The organism is Polaromonas sp. C04 (assembly GCF_002002705.1).
Classification (GTDB): Bacteria; Pseudomonadota; Gammaproteobacteria; order Burkholderiales; family Burkholderiaceae_C; genus Rhodoferax_A.
The window spans coordinates 45,227-65,553 of sequence record NZ_MUNS01000041.1 but is presented as its reverse complement, the minus strand read 5'-3'; the positions used below and the strand labels follow the sequence as shown (position 1 = coordinate 65,553).

19 protein-coding genes, 1 tRNA gene and 4 pseudogenes are annotated in these 20,327 nt (G+C 62.8%); 8 read left to right on the top strand and 16 right to left on the bottom strand.

Annotated features, from left to right (window positions below; genetic code table 11):
- Position 1 precedes the first annotated feature (1 nt).
- The 3 genes from narJ to B0E49_RS16745 are packed head-to-tail and all read left to right on the top strand — an operon-like array spanning position 2 to position 2,250.
- The gene (gene narJ, locus B0E49_RS16755; protein ID WP_077563498.1) at positions 2-709 is read left to right on the top strand and encodes a nitrate reductase molybdenum cofactor assembly chaperone; all 708 of its coding nucleotides are present in this window, start codon (positions 2-4) and stop codon (positions 707-709) included.
- Positions 706-1,440 carry a respiratory nitrate reductase subunit gamma gene (gene narI / locus B0E49_RS16750; protein ID WP_077563497.1) on the top strand — a complete coding sequence of 245 codons (735 nt, stop codon included), beginning with the start codon at positions 706-708 and terminating at the stop codon, positions 1,438-1,440. The genes narJ and narI overlap by 4 nt, the downstream gene beginning before the upstream one ends.
- Positions 1,441-1,452: 12 nt before the next feature.
- Complete coding sequence (locus B0E49_RS16745) at positions 1,453-2,250, top strand: peptidylprolyl isomerase (RefSeq protein WP_077563495.1); 798 nt, start codon at positions 1,453-1,455, stop codon at positions 2,248-2,250.
- A gap of 43 nt (positions 2,251-2,293) precedes the next feature.
- Here the strand turns inward: B0E49_RS16745 and B0E49_RS16740 are convergent, their stop codons facing one another.
- From B0E49_RS16740 to hemN, 3 genes are all read right to left on the bottom strand, one after another.
- Positions 2,294-2,698, bottom strand: coding sequence for a ribonucleotide reductase subunit alpha (locus tag B0E49_RS16740; protein ID WP_077563493.1), 405 nt, complete (start codon positions 2,696-2,698; stop codon positions 2,294-2,296).
- A 109-nt stretch (positions 2,699-2,807) separates the two neighbouring features.
- Positions 2,808-3,485, bottom strand: coding sequence for a sulfite exporter TauE/SafE family protein (locus B0E49_RS16735; RefSeq protein WP_077563492.1), 678 nt, complete (start codon positions 3,483-3,485; stop codon positions 2,808-2,810).
- 9 nt (positions 3,486-3,494) lie between these two features.
- A complete protein-coding gene (hemN, locus tag B0E49_RS16730) occupies positions 3,495-4,877 on the bottom strand; it encodes an oxygen-independent coproporphyrinogen III oxidase (protein WP_077564164.1) in 1,383 nt (460 codons plus the stop codon).
- Positions 4,878-5,069: 192 nt separating this feature from the next.
- Between hemN and fnr the strand changes: the two genes are divergently transcribed.
- Positions 5,070-5,789: a fumarate/nitrate reduction transcriptional regulator Fnr gene (fnr, locus tag B0E49_RS16725; RefSeq protein ID WP_077564162.1), complete on the top strand. Its 720-nt coding sequence runs from the start codon at positions 5,070-5,072 to the stop codon at positions 5,787-5,789.
- Between the two features lie 26 nt (positions 5,790-5,815).
- Here fnr and B0E49_RS16720 read toward each other — a convergent pair whose 3' ends face one another.
- The 9 genes from B0E49_RS16720 to B0E49_RS16680 all read right to left on the bottom strand — a co-directional run bounded on the left by B0E49_RS16720 (position 5,816) and on the right by B0E49_RS16680 (position 13,501).
- On the bottom strand, positions 5,816-6,052 hold the full coding sequence (locus B0E49_RS16720) for a hypothetical protein (protein ID WP_077563491.1): 237 nt from the start codon (positions 6,050-6,052) through the stop codon (positions 5,816-5,818).
- 33 nt (positions 6,053-6,085) lie between these two features.
- Positions 6,086-6,310 carry a FixH family protein gene (locus B0E49_RS16715; RefSeq protein WP_077563489.1) on the bottom strand — a complete coding sequence of 75 codons (225 nt, stop codon included), beginning with the start codon at positions 6,308-6,310 and terminating at the stop codon, positions 6,086-6,088.
- Positions 6,311-6,319: 9 nt separating this feature from the next.
- Positions 6,320-7,774: a cytochrome c oxidase accessory protein CcoG gene (gene ccoG, locus B0E49_RS16710; protein ID WP_077564160.1), complete on the bottom strand. Its 1,455-nt coding sequence runs from the start codon at positions 7,772-7,774 to the stop codon at positions 6,320-6,322.
- Between the two features lie 34 nt (positions 7,775-7,808).
- Positions 7,809-8,726, bottom strand: coding sequence for a cytochrome-c oxidase, cbb3-type subunit III (gene ccoP, locus B0E49_RS16705; protein ID WP_077563488.1), 918 nt, complete (start codon positions 8,724-8,726; stop codon positions 7,809-7,811).
- 25 nt (positions 8,727-8,751) lie between these two features.
- Complete coding sequence (locus tag B0E49_RS16700; RefSeq protein ID WP_077563486.1) at positions 8,752-8,889, bottom strand: cbb3-type cytochrome oxidase subunit 3; 138 nt, start codon at positions 8,887-8,889, stop codon at positions 8,752-8,754.
- A gap of 19 nt (positions 8,890-8,908) precedes the next feature.
- Positions 8,909-9,535, bottom strand: coding sequence for a cytochrome-c oxidase, cbb3-type subunit II (gene ccoO / locus B0E49_RS16695; protein ID WP_077563484.1), 627 nt, complete (start codon positions 9,533-9,535; stop codon positions 8,909-8,911).
- 11 nt (positions 9,536-9,546) lie between these two features.
- Positions 9,547-10,983 (bottom strand): cytochrome-c oxidase, cbb3-type subunit I, encoded by a 1,437-nt coding sequence (ccoN, locus tag B0E49_RS16690; RefSeq protein WP_077563482.1) that lies wholly within the window; start codon positions 10,981-10,983, stop codon positions 9,547-9,549.
- A gap of 80 nt (positions 10,984-11,063) precedes the next feature.
- Positions 11,064-11,201 (bottom strand): cbb3-type cytochrome oxidase assembly protein CcoS, encoded by a 138-nt coding sequence (gene ccoS / locus B0E49_RS16685; RefSeq protein WP_077563480.1) that lies wholly within the window; start codon positions 11,199-11,201, stop codon positions 11,064-11,066.
- Positions 11,201-13,501, bottom strand: a complete 2,301-nt coding sequence (locus B0E49_RS16680; protein WP_077563479.1) for a heavy metal translocating P-type ATPase — start codon at positions 13,499-13,501, stop codon at positions 11,201-11,203. The genes ccoS and B0E49_RS16680 overlap by 1 nt, the downstream gene beginning before the upstream one ends.
- Before the next feature lie 120 nt (positions 13,502-13,621).
- Between B0E49_RS16680 and B0E49_RS16675 the strand changes: the two are divergent.
- A pseudogene (locus B0E49_RS16675) lies at positions 13,622-13,795 on the top strand (universal stress protein); the annotation flags it as partial.
- A gap of 75 nt (positions 13,796-13,870) precedes the next feature.
- On the opposite strand, the gene B0E49_RS16670 reads toward B0E49_RS16675, so the two are convergent.
- Together B0E49_RS16670 and B0E49_RS16665 are read right to left on the bottom strand one after the other, a co-directional pair.
- The gene (locus tag B0E49_RS16670) at positions 13,871-15,343 is read right to left on the bottom strand and encodes an RNB domain-containing ribonuclease (RefSeq protein ID WP_077563477.1); all 1,473 of its coding nucleotides are present in this window, start codon (positions 15,341-15,343) and stop codon (positions 13,871-13,873) included.
- Positions 15,344-15,759: 416 nt separating this feature from the next.
- Positions 15,760-15,835, bottom strand: a tRNA-Arg gene (locus tag B0E49_RS16665).
- 569 nt (positions 15,836-16,404) lie between these two features.
- Between B0E49_RS16665 and B0E49_RS16660 the strand changes: the two genes are divergently transcribed.
- Entirely contained in the window at positions 16,405-17,328 is a 924-nt protein-coding gene (locus tag B0E49_RS16660) for an ABC transporter ATP-binding protein (RefSeq protein ID WP_353647363.1), read from the top strand.
- Positions 17,329-17,385: 57 nt separating this feature from the next.
- A pseudogene (locus B0E49_RS16655) lies at positions 17,386-17,750 on the top strand (transposase); the annotation flags it as partial.
- Here the strand turns inward: B0E49_RS16655 and B0E49_RS16650 are convergent.
- Together B0E49_RS16650 and B0E49_RS16645 are read right to left on the bottom strand one after the other, a co-directional pair.
- Positions 17,737-19,236 carry an amidase gene (locus B0E49_RS16650; protein WP_077563474.1) on the bottom strand — a complete coding sequence of 500 codons (1,500 nt, stop codon included), beginning with the start codon at positions 19,234-19,236 and terminating at the stop codon, positions 17,737-17,739. The pseudogene B0E49_RS16655 and the gene B0E49_RS16650 sit on opposite strands and share 14 nt — an antisense overlap.
- A 260-nt stretch (positions 19,237-19,496) precedes the next feature.
- Positions 19,497-19,844: pseudogene (locus B0E49_RS16645) on the bottom strand (transposase); the annotation flags it as partial.
- Positions 19,845-20,043: 199 nt separating this feature from the next.
- Here B0E49_RS16645 and B0E49_RS20960 point away from each other — a divergent pair.
- Positions 20,044-20,205, top strand: a pseudogene (locus B0E49_RS20960) (DUF1304 domain-containing protein); the annotation flags it as partial.
- Positions 20,206-20,327: the final 122 nt, after the last annotated feature.

The following is a 20,327-nucleotide window of genomic DNA, read 5'->3' as shown; positions in this document are numbered from 1 at the left end:
CATGACGATCCAAAATGCAAGTCTGACCCTGCGCGTCCTCGCCAGGCTGTTGTCCTACCCCGGCGCGGAACTACACGCACACCTGGGCGCCATGCGCGACGTGTTGCACAACGAGCGCGCCGTCGGCGCTGACCGGCTTGTCGAGCTCGACGCCCTGATCGACTCGCTGATTCAGGCAGACGCCATGGACTCGGAAGCCGCCTATGTGGAATTGTTCGATCGGGGGCACTCCACCTCGCTTCATCTTTTCGAGCACGTCCACGGGGACTCGCGGGATCGCGGTCCTGCCATGATCGATCTGGCGCAGACCTATGAAAAGGCCGGGCTGTACCTGGCGCCCGACGAACTGCCCGACTATCTGCCCGCAGTGCTGGAGTTTGTCTCGACCCAGCCACCAAAGGAAGCCCGGGCCTTTCTGGCCGAGATGGCGCATATTTTCAACATCTTGTTTGGCGCTCTTCAGCAACGCCAGAGCGCTTATGCCAGCATCCTCGGCGCCTTGCTGGAGCTGGCGGGTGAAAAGGCCCAGCCGGTCAAGCAGGCGCCAGAGGAGGCGCTGGATGCCAGCTGGGTCGAGCCCCTGGCGTTCGATGGCTGCTCATCGCAGGGACAGGCCAAACCCGGCCAACCGCAGCCCATTCACATTGTCAGAGCGGAGCCCGGCCGCTCCAGGCCCAAGACCACTTCCGGGCAAGGAGCCTCCGTATGAACGCCCTCGACACCTTCCTGTTTGGCTACTACCCGTACATCTGCCTGACCGTCTTTCTGCTTGGCAGTCTGCTGCGTTTTGACCGTGACCAGTACACGTGGAAAAGCGACTCGTCGCAGCTTCTGCGCACCGGGCAACTGCGCTGGGGCAGCAATCTTTTCCACATCGGTGTGCTGTTCCTGTTCTTCGGCCACTTCTTTGGCATGCTGACCCCCCACGTCGTGTACGAGCACTTCATCGGCGCCGGCGCCAAGCAATTGACGGCCATGGTGAGCGGCGGCATCGCCGGGGTGCTCGGCTTCATTGGCCTGACGATCCTGTTGCATCGCCGCCTGGCCGACCCGCGCATCCGGGCCACTTCGAAAACCAGCGATATCACGATCGTCGTTTTGCTCTGGCTCCAGCTCGCGCTCGGTTTGGCCACGATTCCCCTCTCGGCCCAACATCTGGACGGCAGCATGATGTTGCTTCTGGCCGAGTGGGCGCAGCGCATCGTGACCTTCCGTCCCGGCGCCGTTGAACTTCTTGCCGGTGCGAGTTGGGTGTTCAAGCTCCACATGTTCCTGGGCATGACCATCTTCCTGATCTTTCCGTTCACCCGGCTGGTGCATGTATGGAGCGGATTTGCATCGATCACTTATCTCGTCCGTCCCTATCAGGTGGTGCGCAGCCGCAGGCTGAACGTCCCCAAGGGCCAGAACCTGCCACGCCAGCCCGGCGCCGGCGTGTAACCAGGAGCCACTATGCCGACCGACACCCTGACACCTCCCGTCTCCGACATTGCCGTAGCCTACGTCAACGGCGTGGCCCTGAACCGCCCCGACGAAGTGGTCACGCCCGACGAACTGCGCCAGCGCGGTTGCACCGAACTGTTGCGCCAGGCCGCACAAGTCGCCGGACTCCTCGCCGATGACGATGCGCCATCCTTTGACGGCGTTATCAGCGAACTGGCGGCGCAGGCCATTGACAGCTTGATCGAGCAGCAATTGAAGGTGCCTGAACCGTCGGAGGAGGCCTGTCGGCGCCATCACGCCGCGCATCAGGGCACCTACCGCACGGGCGAGAAAGTGCGCGTGCGGCACATCCTGTTTGCGGTGACGCCGGGCGTTGACGTCGTGGCGCTGCGCAAACGCGCGGAAACCGCGCTGCTCGACGTACGCTGCCACAACGGCGATATGGATCACTTTGCGGGCACAGCCCGCGAGCTGTCCAACTGTCCCAGCGGCGCCGAGGGTGGCGACCTGGGCTGGCTGAGTGCCAGCGACTGCGCGCCCGAATTCGCCCGTGAATTGTTTGGCCACATCGAAGTGGGGGTGTTGCCACGCCTGGTGCACAGCCGCTTCGGACTGCACGTGGTGGAGGTGCTGGAACGCGAGCCCGGCACCGCGCAGCCGTTTGAGTCGGTACGCGGCGCGGTGACGATGTCGCTGCGACAACAGGCGTATGTCACCGCACTGCGTCAGTACCTGCGCCTGCTGGCCGGTGCGGCGCGTCTTGAAGGCATCGACCTCGACGCAGCCGACACGCCATTGGTGCAGTAACCCCAGCACGTCGGGCCGGCGGCCTTTGCGGCGGCTACCCGTGTCAGCTCAGTATCACGGGCTGTCCCTGGCGGTCGAACGGGATCAAGGAGTCCAGCAAGCCGGCCTTGATGGATTCCACCATGCGCTGCAATGGCGCCTGCGCATCCTCGCTGGTCGGCGCCACGCCACCGCGCCCCGCCAATGCAGCGACAAACACAATGGCCCATTCATGCCCGAACTCGCGCGACTCTTCGACCAGTGCGGAAAACGCGCCCAGCTCTTCCGGCGCCTTGTCCACACACATGAGCGGCGTCAACGCGCCCCCCATTCCTGACTGAAAACGGGAGCGTTGTTCCGGGGTGGCGTCATCCGGTAGATCCGCACCCGAGAATACAAACAGCAAGCGCTGCGGCTCGACCTGCTGTCGGGTCGCCAGCAACAAGTCTTCAAAGCTCGAAATCATCATCGGTTCTCTCCACTGAATTGAGGTTCGGCGAACGCCACAAAAATGTCTCCCCTGTTCTCCGGAGACGTCGACCGCCCAAATGACCTGGCGCTCAAGCTGGGCGAGGCCCTCAGGAGGTGAGACACCATGGCGCCGTATTATGCGCAAAGCCCATCCACAATGCCCAGCCCGAGGTGGCCGCCAGTGCCATGCCCGCCACACGGATGCCCCAGCGGCCCGAGCCATCGCCACGCAGGTGCAGCAGCAGCCAGGGGCCAGCCATCAGTGAGACGCTGCTGCCAAGCGCAAAAAGCGCCATGACCGCCGCGCCTTCCAGCGGGCGGCTGGTCAATGCGGCCACCAGCAACGCCGAATAAAGCAGACCGCACGGCAGGAACGTCCATAGTGCGCCGATCACCAAGGGGCCGCCGTGCCCCCACGCTGCGTTGACTGCCCTGACCTTGCTCCAGACCTTGCGGGCAGGCGCCTCCAGCCAGACCGGCTGGCGGGCCCGCCACAGCAAGGCCAGTCCCATCACGACGGCCGCCACATGAAAGAGCGTCCAGACCGGTCGCAGGGCGGCCGATTGGGTACTCAGCCAGCCAACCCCCTGCAGCGAAGCGGCTGCAACCGCACCCAGCGCAGAGTAGCCCAACAGCCGCCCCAGCTGGAATGTTCCCATGGCGAGGGATGGGCGCGCACCGGCCGCCTGTCCAAGGCCCGCGCAGGCGGCACCGCACATGGCAAGGCAGTGCGGCCCGCCCACCAGGCCCATCAGCAATGCGGTCACGGCAAGCGAGGTTTGCATGGACGCGTTTCAGATGATTCTGGAGTACCGCGCACGGTTGCGGTCCGCCTGCAAATGGCGGTCAAAGACCATGGCCACGGCCCGCACAAAAAACCAGCCACGGGCGGTGACCTGGAGACCTGCGTCGCCGAACTCCACCAAACCCTGCTCCTCCAGCGCCCGCAAGGCTCCGAGCTCGGCGGCAAAGTAGCGCCGGAAATCCAGCAAAAACGCCAGCTCGATCGGCTCAAACTGCAGCTCCCCCTGGCACATCAGCGCCATGATGACCGCGCGGCGCACCAGATCGTCGCGGTTCAGCGCCAAGCCCCGTACGATAGGCAAACGCCCCTGGTCCAGATGGTCGTAATACTCGTTCAGGGTCTTGGCGTTCTGGCTGTAGGTGGCCCCGATGCGGCCAATCGCAGACACGCCCAGCGCAATCAGGTCGCAGTCGGGCTGCGTGCTGTAGCCCTGGAAGTTGCGGTGCAGCCGCCCCTGGCGCTTGGCCACCGCCAGGGCGTCGTTCGGCAGCGCAAAATGATCCATGCCTACATAAACATAACCTGCATCCAGAAAGGCCGAAATTGAGCGAGACAGCATCTCCACCTTGGCGGCCCCCGCAGGCAAATCCTCCGTGACAATGCGACGCTGCGGCTTGAAGCGCTCCGGCAGGTGGGCATAGGCATACAGCGCGATGCGATCCGGCCGCAGCGCCACCACCTGGGTCAGTGTGCGGTCGAACGACTCGGGCGTTTGCTGCGGCAAACCGTAAATCAGGTCCACATTGACCGACTCAAATCCCTGCTGCCGGGCGGCATCCACCAGCGCAAACACCTGTTCGGCGGGCTGCACACGGTGCACGGCCTTCTGGACCGCCGGATCGAAGTCCTGAACGCCGAAGCTCAGGCGGTTGAAGCCGAGTTCCGCCAATGTCGCCAGACGCGAAGCATTCACCGTTCGCGGATCGATTTCGATGGAATACTCACCCCCCGGAGCGAGCGAAAAACTGCGCCGCAACATGGTCATCAACTCGCGCAGCTCGGCGTCATTGAGAAAGGTCGGGCTGCCACCGCCCAGATGCAATTGGCTGACGACCTGGCCCTTGCCCAACTGCGCCGTATGAAGATCGATTTCACGACTCAGGTAACGCAGATAGGGCGCTGATCGCTCATGGTGTTTTGTAATAATTTTGTTGCAGGCACAGTAGTAACACAGCGACTCGCAAAACGGGATATGCACGTAAATTGACAACGGCAACGCCATCGCGGCGCCCCCGTTGCGGCGCTGTTTGAGTGCCAGTTCATAGTCATCTACAGTGAACGCCTCGACAAAGCGATCTGCTGTCGGGTATGAGGTGTAGCGCGGCCCCGGTACGTCAAACTGGGCAAGCAACTCGGGCGAAACAACATTCATCAACGGCATCCTGTTCTTGCATGTTCCCACTGTGCCGTCGATTGCCCAAAAGTCGATTGACATAAGTCAACCTGGAGCGATACTTGCTCATCAACAATTGAGCCACATCAGGAGGACAGCATGTTTATTCCCATTGCCGATCCAACGAAGGAACCCGTCGCAGTTTTCAAAGCTGGCGTCGTACCGCTCAACATGAAGCCGCAAACCATCAAGGTCGCCTGCTCCAATTGCAACTTGCGGGAGTTGTGCATGCCTTTGGATCTGAATGCCGAAGAATTGCGCCGTATCGACGAGCTGGTGACCACGAGGCGCAAGGTCAAGCGCGGGGCCACGTTGTTCCACAATGGTGAGAAGTTCAACGCGCTCTATGCCATTCGCACGGGTTTCTTCAAAACCTGTGTGGCGGCCGAGGACGGGCGCGATCAGGTCACGGGCTTCCAGATGGCCGGAGAAGTCGTGGGGCTGGACGGCATCGTCAACGATCATCACACCTGCAATGCCGTCGCACTGGAGGACGCCGAAGTCTGCGTCATGCCATTCGAGCGGATCGAGGAGCTGTCGCGCGAAGTCAATGCCCTGCAGCGCCATGTCCACAAGATCATGAGCCGCGAGATCGTGCGCGAGCACGGGGTCATGCTGCTGCTGGGCAGCATGCGGGCCGAAGAGCGCCTGGCGGCATTTTTACTGAATCTGGCGCAGCGCCTGCATGCACGCGGCTTCTCGCCATCCGAGCTGGTGCTGCGCATGACGCGCGAAGAAATAGGCAGCTACCTCGGCCTCAAGCTGGAAACGGTCAGCCGCACATTCTCGAAATTTGCGGAAGACGGCATTGTCGAGGTCAGGCAGCGCCATATCCGCATTCTGAATACGCCCGCCTTGCAACACATGGCCCATCCCGTGGCCTGCCACTAAACCGGTGCGCCGGCACCGGCCGGGGTTCAGTGATTGACCTCGGCCGCTGACATCGCCAGCAGCGCGGTCAGCGCGCTCGACACCATGGTAATGACCCAGAAGGCGAAGAACGCGAGGGTGTAAACGCCCAGACTGGACATCGCGACCGGCTGCCCAAACCAGCGCAGATCTTGCGGATCCACCACGGCAAACACCAGCATCTCCAACGCGCCGGCCACCAGAAATGCCGGCCATACGATCCACATCAACCTTCGCGTCCACATGCTCTTCTCCCGTTGCTGGTGCACCGCCGCACCTCAGGGTTGGGTCGCCACGGGCGCCTTGGGTACAGCCCCGAGCGTGGCCGCGCCGCGGTGGGTCCCGGCCCCCTGGTGGTAGTAACTGTCTTCCACGGGGTCCGGGAAGGTAACGGCAAGGTAGGCCAATGTGAAACTGATCATGACCATCAAGGCAGGGCCCGCAATCACCATCCAGAGAAGGCCGAATTTCCACCAGGGTCGCCGCGCACGATCGTCTTTCATATTTACTCCTTACCGGGGGACCAGAAACACAGATTTTTCGACCAGCCGCCCCGGTGAATCCAGCGCCTCGATGGCGAGCCGGATCGGGTGGGATCCCGCCGGGGCTGCATCCGGGGGGAGCTGCAGGCGCAGCGCCACCCAGCGCGACTTCGTTGCATCGACCATCACGGTGTTGTCGGTCACCACGCTCAATCCCGGCAAGCCGGTGGCCGTGATGCGGTAGTGCTGGGCCGACTCGGTGGCATTCATGATCTGGAGCTGGTACACATTTTCCACCAGGCCGCCGTTCACGACGCGCGCCAGCGTGCCCCGATCCCGCACCACATCCACCCGGAACGGGGTGCGCATCGCCAGGTTGAACACCACGGCCAGGGAGATGGCGGCCAGGATGGCGCTGTATACCAGGACCCGTGGACGCAGTACCCGGCGCCATATCTGCGAGCGCGACCAACGCTGCTCGACGGCATTTTCGGTCGAATATTTGATCAGCCCGCGCGCGTAGCCCATCTTGTCCATCACTGTGTCGCACACGTCGACGCAGGCTCCGCAACCGATGCATTCGTATTGAAGCCCTTCGCGGATGTCGATGCCGGTGGGACACACTTGCACACACAGCGTGCAGTCGATGCAGGCGCCCAGATCGAGCGTCGCCGGGTCGGCACTGCGTGCGCGCCGGCCCCGTGGCTCTCCGCGTGCGGTGTCATAGGTCACGATCAACGTGTCCCGGTCGAACATCGCGCTCTGAAAGCGGGCGTAGGGGCACATGTATTTGCAGACCTGCTCGCGCATGAATCCAGCCGCGCCATAAGTTGCAAACCCATAAAAGAACGTCCAGAACACTTCCCAGGACGTCACCTGGGCATGCAGAAATTCAGTCCCAAGCGCCCTGATCGGCGAGAAGTAGCCGACAAAGGTGAAGCCCGTCCACAACGACAGGACGATCCACACGAAATGCTTGCTGCCTTTGCGCAGCAGCTTGTTGGCCGACAGAGGCGCCGCATCCAGCCGCATGCGCGCCATGCGATCGCCCTCGAGCTTGTGCTCGATCCACAAGAATATTTCGGTGTAAATCGTTTGCGGGCAGGTATAGCCGCACCATAACCGCCCGGCAACCGCTGTAAAGAGGAACAATGACAGCGCCGAGATCACAAGCAGGCCCGTCAGGTAGATAAAGTCCTGCGGATACAGCACCAGCCCGAAAATGTAAAACCGGCGTGTCCCCAGGTCGAACAAAACGGCCTGGCGCTGCCCCCAATTCAGCCACGGCAGGCCGTAGTACACCAACTGGGTCAAAGCCACCATGACCCAGCGCCAGCGGGTGAACAAGCCGGCGACGCTGCGCGGGTAAATCTTCTTCTGGGCCTCGTACAACGAGTGCATGGCCGGACCGGGTTCAGCGGGGCCGCCTTTCGGCGCGGACTGCACCGTGATCGGGATGATCTTTCTCGCGCTCGGGTCGGACATGGTCAAAAGGCGTGCCTGGCGATCACCAGATAGCCTACCGGGAGACAGGGGACGGCTTGTTGGACAACCCCCAGACATATGACGCAAGCACATGAATTTGGGGCTCGGTCAGCCTGTTTTCCTGCGCCGGCATCTGGTTCGTCATGCCGTTGTTGATCATCGCCACGATCGCCTTTTCGCCATACCCGTGGAGCCAGATGTCATCGGTCAGGTTCGGCGCGCCGATGGCCTGATTGCCCTTGCCATCAACGCCGTGACAGGCGGCGCAGACCGCGAATTTTGGCTTGCCAAGCGCGGCCCGAAGCGAGTCGTGGGGGCTCCCCGACAGGCTCAGGACGTACTGCGCCACGTTCTTCACATCGTCCGCCGAGCCCACGGCGGCGGCCATGGGCGGCATGTTGCCGATCCGGCCATGAGTGATCGTTTCGATGATCTTGTCGGGCGTGCCGCCATACAGCCAGTCGCTGTCCGTCAAATTGGGAAAGCCATTGCCGCCGCGCGCATCCGATCCATGACATTGGGCACAGTTGTTCATGAACAGGCGCTCGCCAATCGCCATGGCCTGCGCGTCGGCCGCAACATCTTCAGGCTTCATGCTGGAATACCTGGCATACAAGGGCGCCACTTCTGCGTTGCCCTTGCTCACCTCGGTTTGATACTGGCCGCGCGAGGTCCAGCCCAGCAGGCCCGGATACGTTCCGAGTCCCGGGTACAGGGCCAGATACACCAGCGCAAACAAAACGGTGATGATGAACAACCCGACCCACCAGCGCGGCAAGGGGTTGTTCATTTCACGCAGGTCGCCGTCCCACACATGGCCCGTCGTGTTGTCACCGGCCGTGTTCGCCTTGGCCTTGCCGCTGAACCACAGCAGCAGCAAGCACGCCACGATCCCGATGAGGGTGATGGCCGCGACATAGACCGACCAGAAGTTGCTTGTGAAGTCACTCATTTGCTGATTGCCCTTTCGCGGTTACTCAATCCTGCTCGAACGGCAAATTGGCCGCTTCCTCGAATGCCTTCGCATTGCGCCCCAAACAGGCCCAGACCATGATGCCGATGAAGGTGGCAAAGCTGATGAGGTAGGCGATGGCATGCACGGTGTTGACACTCATGAGGTGATCTCCCTGACGGTTATTTGAGGGCAAGGCCCAAGCCTTGCAGATAGGCAATCAACGCTTCCATTTCGGTCTTGCCCCTGACCTCGTCCGCGGCACTGGCAATCTGCGCATCGGTATAGGGCACGCCCACACTGCGCAGCGCCCTCAGGTGCCGGGGCAGCGCATCGGCATCCACCTTGCTGGTGGCCAGCCAGGAATACGCCGGCATGTTGGACTCGGGCACCACATCGCGCGGATTGTTCAGATGGATGCGTTGCCACTCGTCGCTGTACTTGCCGCCGACACGAGCCAGGTCCGGTCCGGTGCGCTTGCTGCCCCATTGAAACGGGTGGTCATAGACCGATTCACCGGCCACCGAGTAGTGGCCATAGCGCAGGGTTTCAGAGCGGAACGGACGAATCATTTGCGAGTGGCAGCCATAGCAGCCCTCGCGCAGGTAGATGTCAAATCCCGCCTGCTGCAGCGGCGTGCGCGGATGCACCCCCTCGATCGGCTCGGTGGTGGATCTCTGGAAAAACAAGGGGACGATCTCCACCAGCCCGCCAACGGCCAGGACCAGCAGGATCATCACGATCATCAGGAAATTGCTGGTCTCGATCCTCTCATGGGAGAAACCACCGGCACTATTGTTGTTCGACATGATGCGTTTCCTCAGGCGTGCGCCGCGGCGGCGGGAATGGTGACATTGACCGAACGACCCGCGGCCACCGTCTTGAACGTGTTCCAGAGCATGACCAGCATGCCGCTGAGGTACAGCAGGCCGCCCAGCATACGCAGCACGTAGAACGGATACGTTGCCTTCACGCCTTCGACAAAGGTATAGGTCAGCGTGCCGTCGGGATTCACGGCGCGCCACATCAGGCCCTGCATCACGCCGGCAATCCACATGGCGGAGATGTAGGCCACGATGCCGATGGTCGCGATCCAGAAATGCAGCTCGATGGCCTTCACGCTGTACATCTGCCTGCGCCCGAACACGCGCGGAATCAGGTAGTACATGCTGCCCATGGTGACCAGACCGACCCAGCCCATCGCCCCCGAGTGCACGTGGCCAATGCCCCAGTCGGTGTAGTGCGACAGCGCATTGACGGTCTTGATCGACATCATCGGCCCCTCGAACGTGCTCATGCCGTAGAACGAGAGCGAGACAATCAGGAAGCGCAGGATCGGGTCGTCACGCAGCTTGTGCCAGGCGCCCGACAGCGTCATGATGCCGTTGATCATGCCGCCCCAGCTGGGCGCCAGCAGAATCAGCGAAAACACCATGCCCACCGATTGCGCCCAGTCCGGCAGCGCGGTGTAGTGAAGGTGGTGCGGGCCCGCCCACATGTAAGTGAAGATCAGCGCCCAGAAGTGCACGATGGACAGCCGGTACGAGTAAATCGGCCGCTCCGCCTGCTTCGGAATGAAGTAGTACATCATGCCCAGAAAACCCGCCGTGAGCAAAAATCCCACCGCGTTGTGGCCGTACCACCACTGGACCATGGCGTCCTGGACGCCGGAATAGGCCGAGTAGGATTTCATGAACCCGGCCGGAATGGCCGCGCTGTTGACCACATGCAAGAGCGCAATGGCGATGATGTAGGCGCCGAAAAACCAGTTGGCCACATAGATATGGCGGACCTTGCGGGTACCGACCGTACCAAAGAACACAACGGCGTACGCCAGCCAGACCAGGGTAATCAGGATATCGATGGGCCATTCCAGCTCGGCATACTCCTTGCCCTGCGTATAGCCCAGAGGCAGCGAAATGGCCGCCGCCACGATGACGGCCTGCCAGCCCCAAAAAGTGAATGCGGCAAGCTTGTCGCCGAACAGCCGAACCTGGCTGGTGCGCTGCACCACGTAGTAGGAGGCGGCAAACAGGCCAGACCCCCCAAACGCAAAGATCACCGCATTGGTGTGCAGCGGACGCAGCCGGCCGTAGCTGAGCCAGGGAATGCCCATGTTGATGTCGGGCCAGATCAGTTCGGACGCGATGAACACGCCAACCAACATGCCGACGACACCCCAGATCACCGTCATGATGGCGAATTGCCGCACCACCGTATCGTTGTACTCAGTTGCCTGCCTGTTTGGCAAATTCATCAGATTCCCCTCAAATTAATGGCTTCGTTTCGAGTTTCAGAGAGCGATGCCGCCTCGAATTTGATGCATATCAAGGGCATTCAAGAATCGTGGAGAATTCGCTCGCCTTCCGCCTCGACGTCGTCAAATTGCCCACGATGCACGGCCCACCAGAGCGCGCCCAGAATGACGAACACCAGGACGACGGACAACGGAATCAGCAAAAACAGGATGTCCATCAACTTGCCTTCAGCGGTTTGGGGTCGCTCGACAGGCGCAAGGCATTGAGCACCACGATCAGGGAGCTCAGTGCCATACCGAGCCCGGCAAGCCAGGCCGGCAGCCAGCCCAGCACGGCCAGAGGGATGCCGACGGCGTTGTAGATCGCGGCCCAAGCCAGGTTTTGACGCACGACGCGCATCGTGCGGCGCGCCAGCCGCAAGGTCTGCGCCACAGGCTCCAGCCGGTCGCCCATGACCACGAAGTCGGCCTGCGCCTGCGCCAGCGGAACCGCCTGGCCAAACGCAAATGACGCATGTGCGCCGGCCAGCACGGGACCATCGTTGAGGCCATCACCCACCATGGCCACCTTGCGGCCCCGCCGTTGGGCTTCGCGCAAAAACGCCAGCTTGTCCGAAGGAGAACAACCGCCCCTGGCCTGTTCGATGCCGACCCGCGCCGCAAGGCGGGCCACGGCCAGGGGCGTATCGCCCGAGAGCAGGCAGACCTCGATCCCGTCGGCCCGCAGCGCGTGCAGCATCGCCTGGGCATCGGGGCGCACTGCCTCGGTCAGCTCGAACGTGGCGAGCCAGCCTTGCCCATCGCTCAGACAGGCGTGCAACGCCTGCACCGCGGGCACCTGCACGCCGCAAAACGATGCCGAGCCCAGGCGCAGCCATGCCGCAGCAGCGCCAGCAGCCCGGCGCACCGGTCCTGACAGCCCCTGCCCCGCGACTTCGTCGACCGAGTCGGCGACCCATGCGCCGATCTGCGCATGGGCCAGCCCGGCCGCTACCAGCGCGCGCGATACCGGGTGCAGCGAATGCTGCGCGAGCGCGCCCGCCATGGCAAGCGCCTGTGCTTCGCTGACGCCGTCACGGGTGCGAGTGGCGCACAGCACCATGGCGTCGCTGGTGAGCGTGCCGGTCTTGTCGAACACGACGGTATCGATGCCGGCGAGGGCCTCCAGGGCCTGCAGGCGGCGCACCAGAACACCGCGGCGCGCCAGTGCACCGGCCGCCGCCAGCATGGCGGCCGGCGTGGCCAGCGACAGGGCGCAGGGGCAGGTCACGATCAGCACCGCCACAGCCACCATCAGTGCGTGGCCCGGATCGCGCTGCCACCAGAATGCGCAGGCGCCCGCAGCCGCCAGCAGCACGACGACCAGGAATGGCCTGGCAATGCGATCGGCCAGCCGCGCCAGCGCGGGCTTGTCGAGCGATGCGCTCTGCATCAGTGCCACGATCTGGGCGAAACGGGTGCCCTCGCCGGTATGCTCGACCCGCATCTGCACGGCCGCCGACAGGTTGTGGCTGCCCGCCATCACCCGCTCGCCCGCGCAGCGGGGCACAGGCCGCGACTCGCCGGTCAGCAGGGCTTCATCAGCGTGGGTTTGGCCCTGCGTCAGCACGCCATCGGCAGGAAAGGACTCGCCCGGCAAGACAAGCACGACATCACCGGCGGTCAAGCGGCGAACGGCGACACGTTCAAAGCGGCCATCCGGGCATCGGCGCTGCACGCTGTCCGGCAGCCGATTCATCAAGGCCTCCAGCGCGCCGGCAGTGCGATCGCGCAGGCGAAGTTCGAGCCAGCGCCCGGTCAGCAGGAAAAACACGAACATCGTGAGCGAATCGAAGTAGACCTCGCGACCGAAAATGCCCGCGGCATCGAACGTGCCCATGCTGCTGACGGCAAACGTCACCGCGATGCCGAGCGCCACCGGCAAGTCCATGCTGATGCGGCGATGCAGCACGTCGCGCAGCGCACTGGCGAAAAACGGACCGCATGAAAACAGCATCACGGGCAGCGTCAGCACCCATGAAGCCCAGCGCAGCAGCCCGGCGGCGTCCACCGTCATGTCGCCCGGGCGGGCCACGTATGCCGGCAGGGCGTACATCATGACCTGCATCATGCACAGACCCGCCACCAGCCAGCGCCACAGCGCCTGGCGACTCTCGCGCTGGCGCCGCTCGCTGGCAAACGCGTCATTGGCGGGCAGCACCTGGTAACCGGCCTTTTTGATGGCCTGCATCCAGCCCGACGGCTGCACCCGCTCGGCGGACCAGACCACCCGGGCCCGGTGACTGGCCGCGCTGACCTGCGCGCTGGCGACACCCGGTACCGCCAGCAGCGCACGCTCCAGCGTCAGGGCACAGGCCGCGCAGTGCATCCCTTCGATGATGACGCTGGACTCCCAGGAGGCGGCGCCGGGGCCGGCCAGCCGGCTGAATGAGGACCATTCCTGCGGGTCGTCGAGCAGGCGCAAAGACTCGTGCGAAACCCCGGTTGAGCCCGGGATTGAAAGGCTGACAGACTGCATGTTGACAAGCCTACAAGGCATTGCACGCGAGGGGCTTGACCTGAATCAAGACAAAAGCCAATGTTCACGATACCCTCCAGCGCCATCGAACTGGCCCGGAACGTCAAGGTCAAGGCAGTGACGTACAAGTGCGACGTAATCGTGATGGCCTCGCACGGGCGGCCCGGCATCAAGCGCCTGCTGCTGGGTGGCGAGACGCAGCATGTGCTGACGCATTCGCACATTCCGGTGCTGATTTTAAGGCAAATCGGGTCCAAGCCCATACCACATCAGCACATTACGCTATTTTTATAATAGCAAACTACCCCATCAAACGAGCCTGCGAATACCGAGCGCTGTCACTGGAACGCCATCCACCTCGGATCCGGCTCAGTGCGCCTGCTCGAAGTCGATGAAGCCGTGCTCGACGTTAGTGCTCACCAGCTTCACGCGAATTTTCCGGCCCACGTCCAGATTGGGCTCACCCGCCACCAGCAGGCCCTCGGCCGGCGGTGTGAAGATGCGCACCCAGGTAGCGCTTTGCGTGCGGCCCGTGACAATGGCGTCAAAGCCCTGGCCCACATGGTCCTGCAGGTACAGCGCCGCCTCGGACTTGCGCACGCTGCGCTCCACCTTTTTTGCCGCGTCCTCCTGCCGGGTGCAGTGCACCGCCAGGGCTTCGAGCTCGGCGCCGGCATATGGCGAACGCCCACCGCAGAGCACACCTTTGATCATGCGCATGGTGATCAGGTCGGGATAGCGGCGGTTCGGCGCCGTGGAGTGCGTGTAGTCGCGCACCGCCAGCCCAAAGTGGCCAATGGGCTCGCCGCCGGGGCGCTCGACCACATACTCGCCCGAGCCCATCAGCTTGATGATGACCAGCGACAGATCGGGAAAGCGCAGCGGATCCGCCTGGTGCTGTCGCGCCAGGAACGCCTCCAGCGCGCGCGAATCGGGGTCTTTGGGCAGGGCTTCGCCGTATCTTCCCGCCACCTCCACAATGCGCAGCCAGCGTTCGGGCGAGCGCACCACCCGGCGCAGCGAGCTGCCACCGTGGTGCGCCAGAAAATGCGCCGTGCAGGTATTCGTGGCGATCATGAATTCTTCGATGAGCTGGCGTGCGCGGTTTTGCACCTGCTGACGGATATCGACCACCCGGTCACCGTCGAATACGGCCCGGGGCTGGAAGGTTTCGAATTCGAGCGAGCCTTCGGCGCGCCGCCGCGCGCGCATGCGCTGGGCCACCGCGTCCTGCGTGCGCAACTGCACATCCATGCCGCGGGCGGCGCGCGCCGCCTCGGGCAAGGCGCCTGCACCGTCAATCCATGCACTCACGGCGTCGTAGGCCAGCTTGGCGTGGTTGCGCACCTTCGCCCGATACACGGTGGAGTGGGTAACGGCAGCGTCTGCACCAATCACCATTTCTGTCACGACGGCCAGCCGATCTTCATGCGGGTTGAGCGAGGTCAGGCCGGTGGAGAGGCGCTCGGGCAGCATCGGAAACACCCGCGCCGAGGTGTAGACCGACGTGGTGTTGATGCGCGCGTGCTCGTCGATGGCCGAGCCCTTCTTGACCAGTGCATCCACGTCGGCCACGGCCACGAAGATCTTCACGGCGCCGCCCTCCAGCGATTCGCAGGCCGTGAGTTGGTCGAGGTCGAGCGAGTCGTCGTTGTCAATGGAACACCATGGCAGCGCCGTGAGGTCGCGGATGTGCGGATCGGTTTCGCGGCCTGGCCCATCGATCGCCGTCAGTTGCTGCCACGCACGCTCCGGAAACTCGGGCTCGAGCCCGCGCGCTTTCATGGCTTCAGTGGCAATACGAACCAGATCGTCGCGGCGGAAAGTGTGGCGTATGTCCATAAGGCACTGTACTAGGTCGACGTCTCAAACCCGAAATCACCTCCCCGGTCGGCAACGCGAGCGCCTGGGCGAGGCAGTGGTCGACACGGCCAAGCGCTGGAATGCCGCCCCGATCACCATCGGCTCCCACGTCCGGCGCGGCATTGGCCGCGTGCTGCCGGGCAGCGGCGCTGAACCCATCGAGAGGCCCTATTGGCGGGAACCCCGCATGAATACTGAGGTCCATTGCGCTCTGGTGCGGCTGGCGGGGATCGAACCCACGACCCTTGGCTTCGGAGGCCAAGTCTCTACTGGCACCCACCACTCTGAACTGGACCTAACTCATTGTTGCACATGAGAAATGTTCGGAAACCGTCGGCAAGCTTCGGAATCCAGAACCCAGTTTTTTGGACCAATATTTGGACCAAAAAAACCACTGGTGCGGCTGGCGGGAATTGAACCCACGGCCCTCGGCTTCGGAGGCCGATACTCTATCCACTGAGCTACAGCCGCATCGTGTTTCATTATAACCGTGAGCCTGTGCGAATACCCGCAACATCAAGCAAGACTGTCCGCGCCGAAGTAAATCTGAGCCACCGTGCCGATTGAATCGTGAGCCAGGGGTGGAAACCGGTTTTTTGATGCCCGGCTGTGGATAAGTGTAAGTCTCTCCCTGGTCTTTAACCTCCCGAACTTGGTGATGGGTGCACGTGGCAATAAGCGAAGGGCGTAGCCCATAGCGGCTTGCCACGTGCGGCGATTCAGCTGCCTTCGTCGGTGGCTGCGGCGTTGGCGCCAGCCTTGCGGGCCTGCTCCCTGGCCTTGACACGCTTCTTCGCGCTGGCGCTGCTGTGCAAGAAGCGATGGCCACGCTGCAGAAGTCCGGGTCGTACAGGTAGTGCGCGCACATCACCGCAAAGCGCGCATTGACGGTGCGGCCCTTGCCCTTGTGTACCTTGTCTACCGCGGTGCGCATGTTGTCGTAGATCCCGCGGCGCGCCACCCCGCCCAAGGCTGCGAACGACCTCGTGTGGGCGTCGAACAGCATCTCGTGGCCCTGGCTCGGGTAGGCCAAGTCGACGATCCTGCGCATGGTGGCCGGGCTCGAAGAGCCTGACTCGGGCCGGGTCCTGTACGGGGGTCGCGACCTCGTCGGCGTCGCCCCTTGGAACCGCAACCTGGGAATGATGTTCCAGCAGTACGCGATTTTTCCGCACATGAGCGTCGCCCAGAACGTTGCTTACGGCCTGAAGGCGCACCGGATGCCACAGCAAGCCCAGCGCGACCGGGTGGCGGAGATGCTCGACCTGATCGGACTGACTGGCAAAGGTGACAAGAACGCCACCCTGCTCAGTGGCGGCGAACAGCAACGCGTCGCTCTGGCTCGGGCCCTGGCGCCATCACCGCAGATGCTGCTGCTGGACGAGCCGCTGTCCGCGCTGGACGAAAAGATCCGACGCGAGATGCAGCTCGAACTCAAGCACATCCAGCGCCGTACCGGAACCACTTTCTTCTATGTCACCCACGACCAGGAAGAGGCATTGACCATGAGCGATCGGGTCGCCGTTCTCAACGGCGGTCGCTGCGTCCAATGCGACGTACCCGAGGTGATCTTCACCCGGCCGCAGACCCGCTTCGTCGCCCACTTCTTTCGCAGCTGCAACGTGCTCGACGCGTCGGTGCAGAATCCTGGTCCCGGGGCCGCGGTCCTTTTCGGCGGAATCGCGGTGCCGGTCCCCGGCGCGACCGCCGCCGCCGGTGGCGTCCGCGGGCTGGCTATCCGCTGCGAGGATCTGCGACTCGCTACGCAGGGTGCGAGCCAGCCGATCCAGCTGACCGCAACGCTCGAGGAAGTAGTTTACAAGGGGACCACGGTCGATCACCGGCTACGACTCGCCGACGGCCAATCCGTCGTTGCGACGGCGACCGCGCGCGAAACGGTAGCGCCGGGTGAAACGATCACGGTGGGCCTGGACCCCGCCCGCGTGGTGCTGCTTGAAGACTGACCATCCAAAAGTAGGAAATCCGGCATGATTTTCACCTTGCGAGAAGGAGAACATGTCGTGAAGAGAAGCAGGTTTACCGAGGAGCAGATCGCATTTGCCCTCAAACAAGCGGAGCTGGGCACCCGGGTCGATGAGATCTGCCGCAAGATCGGAATCAGCGACGCCAAGTTCTACAAGTGGCGTCAGAAGTACGGTGGGCTTGGCCCGTCTGAGCTGCGCCGGCTGCGCCAGCTCGAAGAAGAGAACGCCAAGCTCAAGCGCCTGGTGGCCGATCTGAGCCTGGACAAGGCCATGCTGCAGGACGTTCTGGCAGAAAAGCTCTGAAGCCCTCGCGCAAGCGTGAACTGGCCACCAATCTGATGAAGAGATATGGAGCCAGCATGCGCAAGGCCTGCGCTGTGATCCAGCTCAGCCGCGTGGTCTAGCCGTCGGCTGTGCGCGCCCGATGGGGTCGATGGGGGTGATCACACCCGCACGCTCTTCAATCACATCAGCGGCGTGTAAGACCAGCTCGTCCCGCCAGCGGCCTGCCATCAGCTGCACCCCGACCGGCAGGCCGTTCGCAATGCCGGTCGGCACCGCCGCCGCCGGCATACCCAGAAGCGCAATAGCCATCATGGACCAGTTGGCGGCCGCGACGCGGCGCATGCTATCGACGCTGACGATGTCCAGGTCATACTCGAAGCTTTGTTCGCTCGAAACCGGCAGCAGGATGAGGGGAGTGTCATGAAGCAACTGTTCAAGTTGCGCGATCAGCGTCCCGCGCCGCGCATATCCGGTCATGTAGGCTTCCAGTCCGGGGGTTTTGCCCCACCAGCCACGCGCGATGGCGAAGTAATGTGCTGCGGCGCGGCATACGCGCGAATCGCCCACGCGGCGCATCTCAGGTAGCACCTGCCGAAATTCTTCCAGCGCGATGAGGTACCACAGGCGGTACGCCTCTTGCAGCTGCGGCAGGGCGATTTCATCGACCTGGTAACCGGCATCCGATAGCCACTTCGCTGCACTATCGAGCGCAGAGTTGACGGCAGCTGCCGGCCGCGCCACATCGTCCCCGCGAACCAGGCCCACGCGTAAGGCGTGGCTCAGTGGCTGTGCGCATGGTACGACTGGGCTGGACAGCGGGTCGCGCGGATCAAAGCGGCTCATCACGGACAGCGCGAGTCGCAGATCCTTTACACAACGGGCTAAAGGTCCGTTCGCCAGCATCAGCTGCGAAGAGAGCGCGGGATCCGCACCCACGGGTCCATACCAGCCCGGCACCCGGCCTGCGGTGGGACGAAGTCCGACAACTCCGCACGAATACGCAGGGTTGCGGATCGAGCCGCCGATATCGCTGCCTTGCGCGATTGGCACCATTCCGGCTGCGACCGCGGCGGCCGCCCCACCCGACGAGCCGCCCGGTGTGCGTGCCGGATCCCACGGGTTCAGCGTGCGGCCATGGAGATCGTTCTCAGTAAACCATCGGAGTGAAAACGAAGGCGTGTTGCTGCGTCCGATCAATACCGCGCCCGCGCGCCTGAGTGTCGCCACCTGGGGGCCATCGGATGCTGCAACGTTTTCGCTGAGTGCAACGATACCGTCGGTCGTCGCATGGCCTTGCTGGTCCGCATTCACCTTGATCGCGACGGGAACACCGTGCAAGGGCGGCAACTGCTCGCCACGCGCCACCGCAGCGTCGGCGGCATCCGCCATGACCAGCGCCTCTGAACCCGAGACTTCGACGAGCGCGTTGATGACGGGATTGGTCTGCGCAATGCGTTCCAGGTGCGCCAGCGTGAGCTCGCGCGCTGACACGACTCCAGTCCGGACAGCCTGGGCCATGTCGGTACCGCTCCACTGCCAGAACGGCAGAGATTCCGGCAGGCCGCGTGACGCATGATCAATTGATTCCTTCAATGGTTCCATCGGATCGTGTCTCCTAATATCTTTAAATTGATTCAAACTTCAGGCATGGAGCCTGTGGTCACAGGCTTGATTGCTGAATGGGTTGACTCACCGTCGTGCAGCTTGAGTCTCCTTCGGGCGCGAGCCCGTACAAAAGCACAAAGCGCACGGTGGTGGTCTCTTTGTTCTGCTGCATCCCGAATGGTTGATCGAACACATTTCGTATTAATTAGGCTGGGAGCCGGAGAACTGTCATGAATGAACTTGTTTACGTAGGTACCTTTGCCGTTATCACGACGAAAGTCCGCAATGGTCTTGAAGTCAGGGGCCAGGCGCCCAGTCAGCCACATAAGCTCCACATTTCGTTGGCATTCGCGCTCCAGGCGGCGGCTGGACTGGATGCGGTTGAGGTAACCGTAGAGGTAGAGTTTCAACAGCACTGATGGGTGGTACGAAGGTCGACCCGTTGCAGCCGGGGTTGCTCCCTCGAAACCCAGGGCCACCATATCCAACTCACCTATGAACGCATCAACCACCCGAACGGTGTTGTCTTCAGTGATGAAGTCGTCCAAGCACTCCGGTAGCAGCGTGACTTGTTGCCGATCCGCGCCCTCAATGAATCTCGCCATATCCAACCCTCCCCACGGTTCGATATGTGATAACAAATCCCCTGCAAGGTTCAAGGAGTTTTCACACAGCCTCCAGCGGTTGCGGGCGGTGGCGGCGGCGCGCTGAAATCCCGCTCTCGGACACATTGCGGTCATACAGATGCAAGCGGGTAAGCTGTCGTCAGAAATCGCTACCTCAAAGTAGACGACCGTGGGCGCAATTGCAAGCGTCGTGATCGGTCTCATCCCTCTGTTACACGCTTATATTCTCGTGCTCGAAATGTTTCTTTGGGACAAACCTGCCGGGCTCAAAGCCTTTCGGCAAACCCCGGAAGTCGCAGTTGCGACCAAAGTTCTCGCAGCCGATCAAGGTGTGTATAACTGTTGACCCGGGCGTCGTAGCCCCCGCGTTTGCCAGGAGTTCGGCGGAAAAAGTCAACCGTGCTTTGGGCGTGGCGCTGGCATCGTGATCCCAATGCACAAGAATTCGCCCGACCGGAGTCT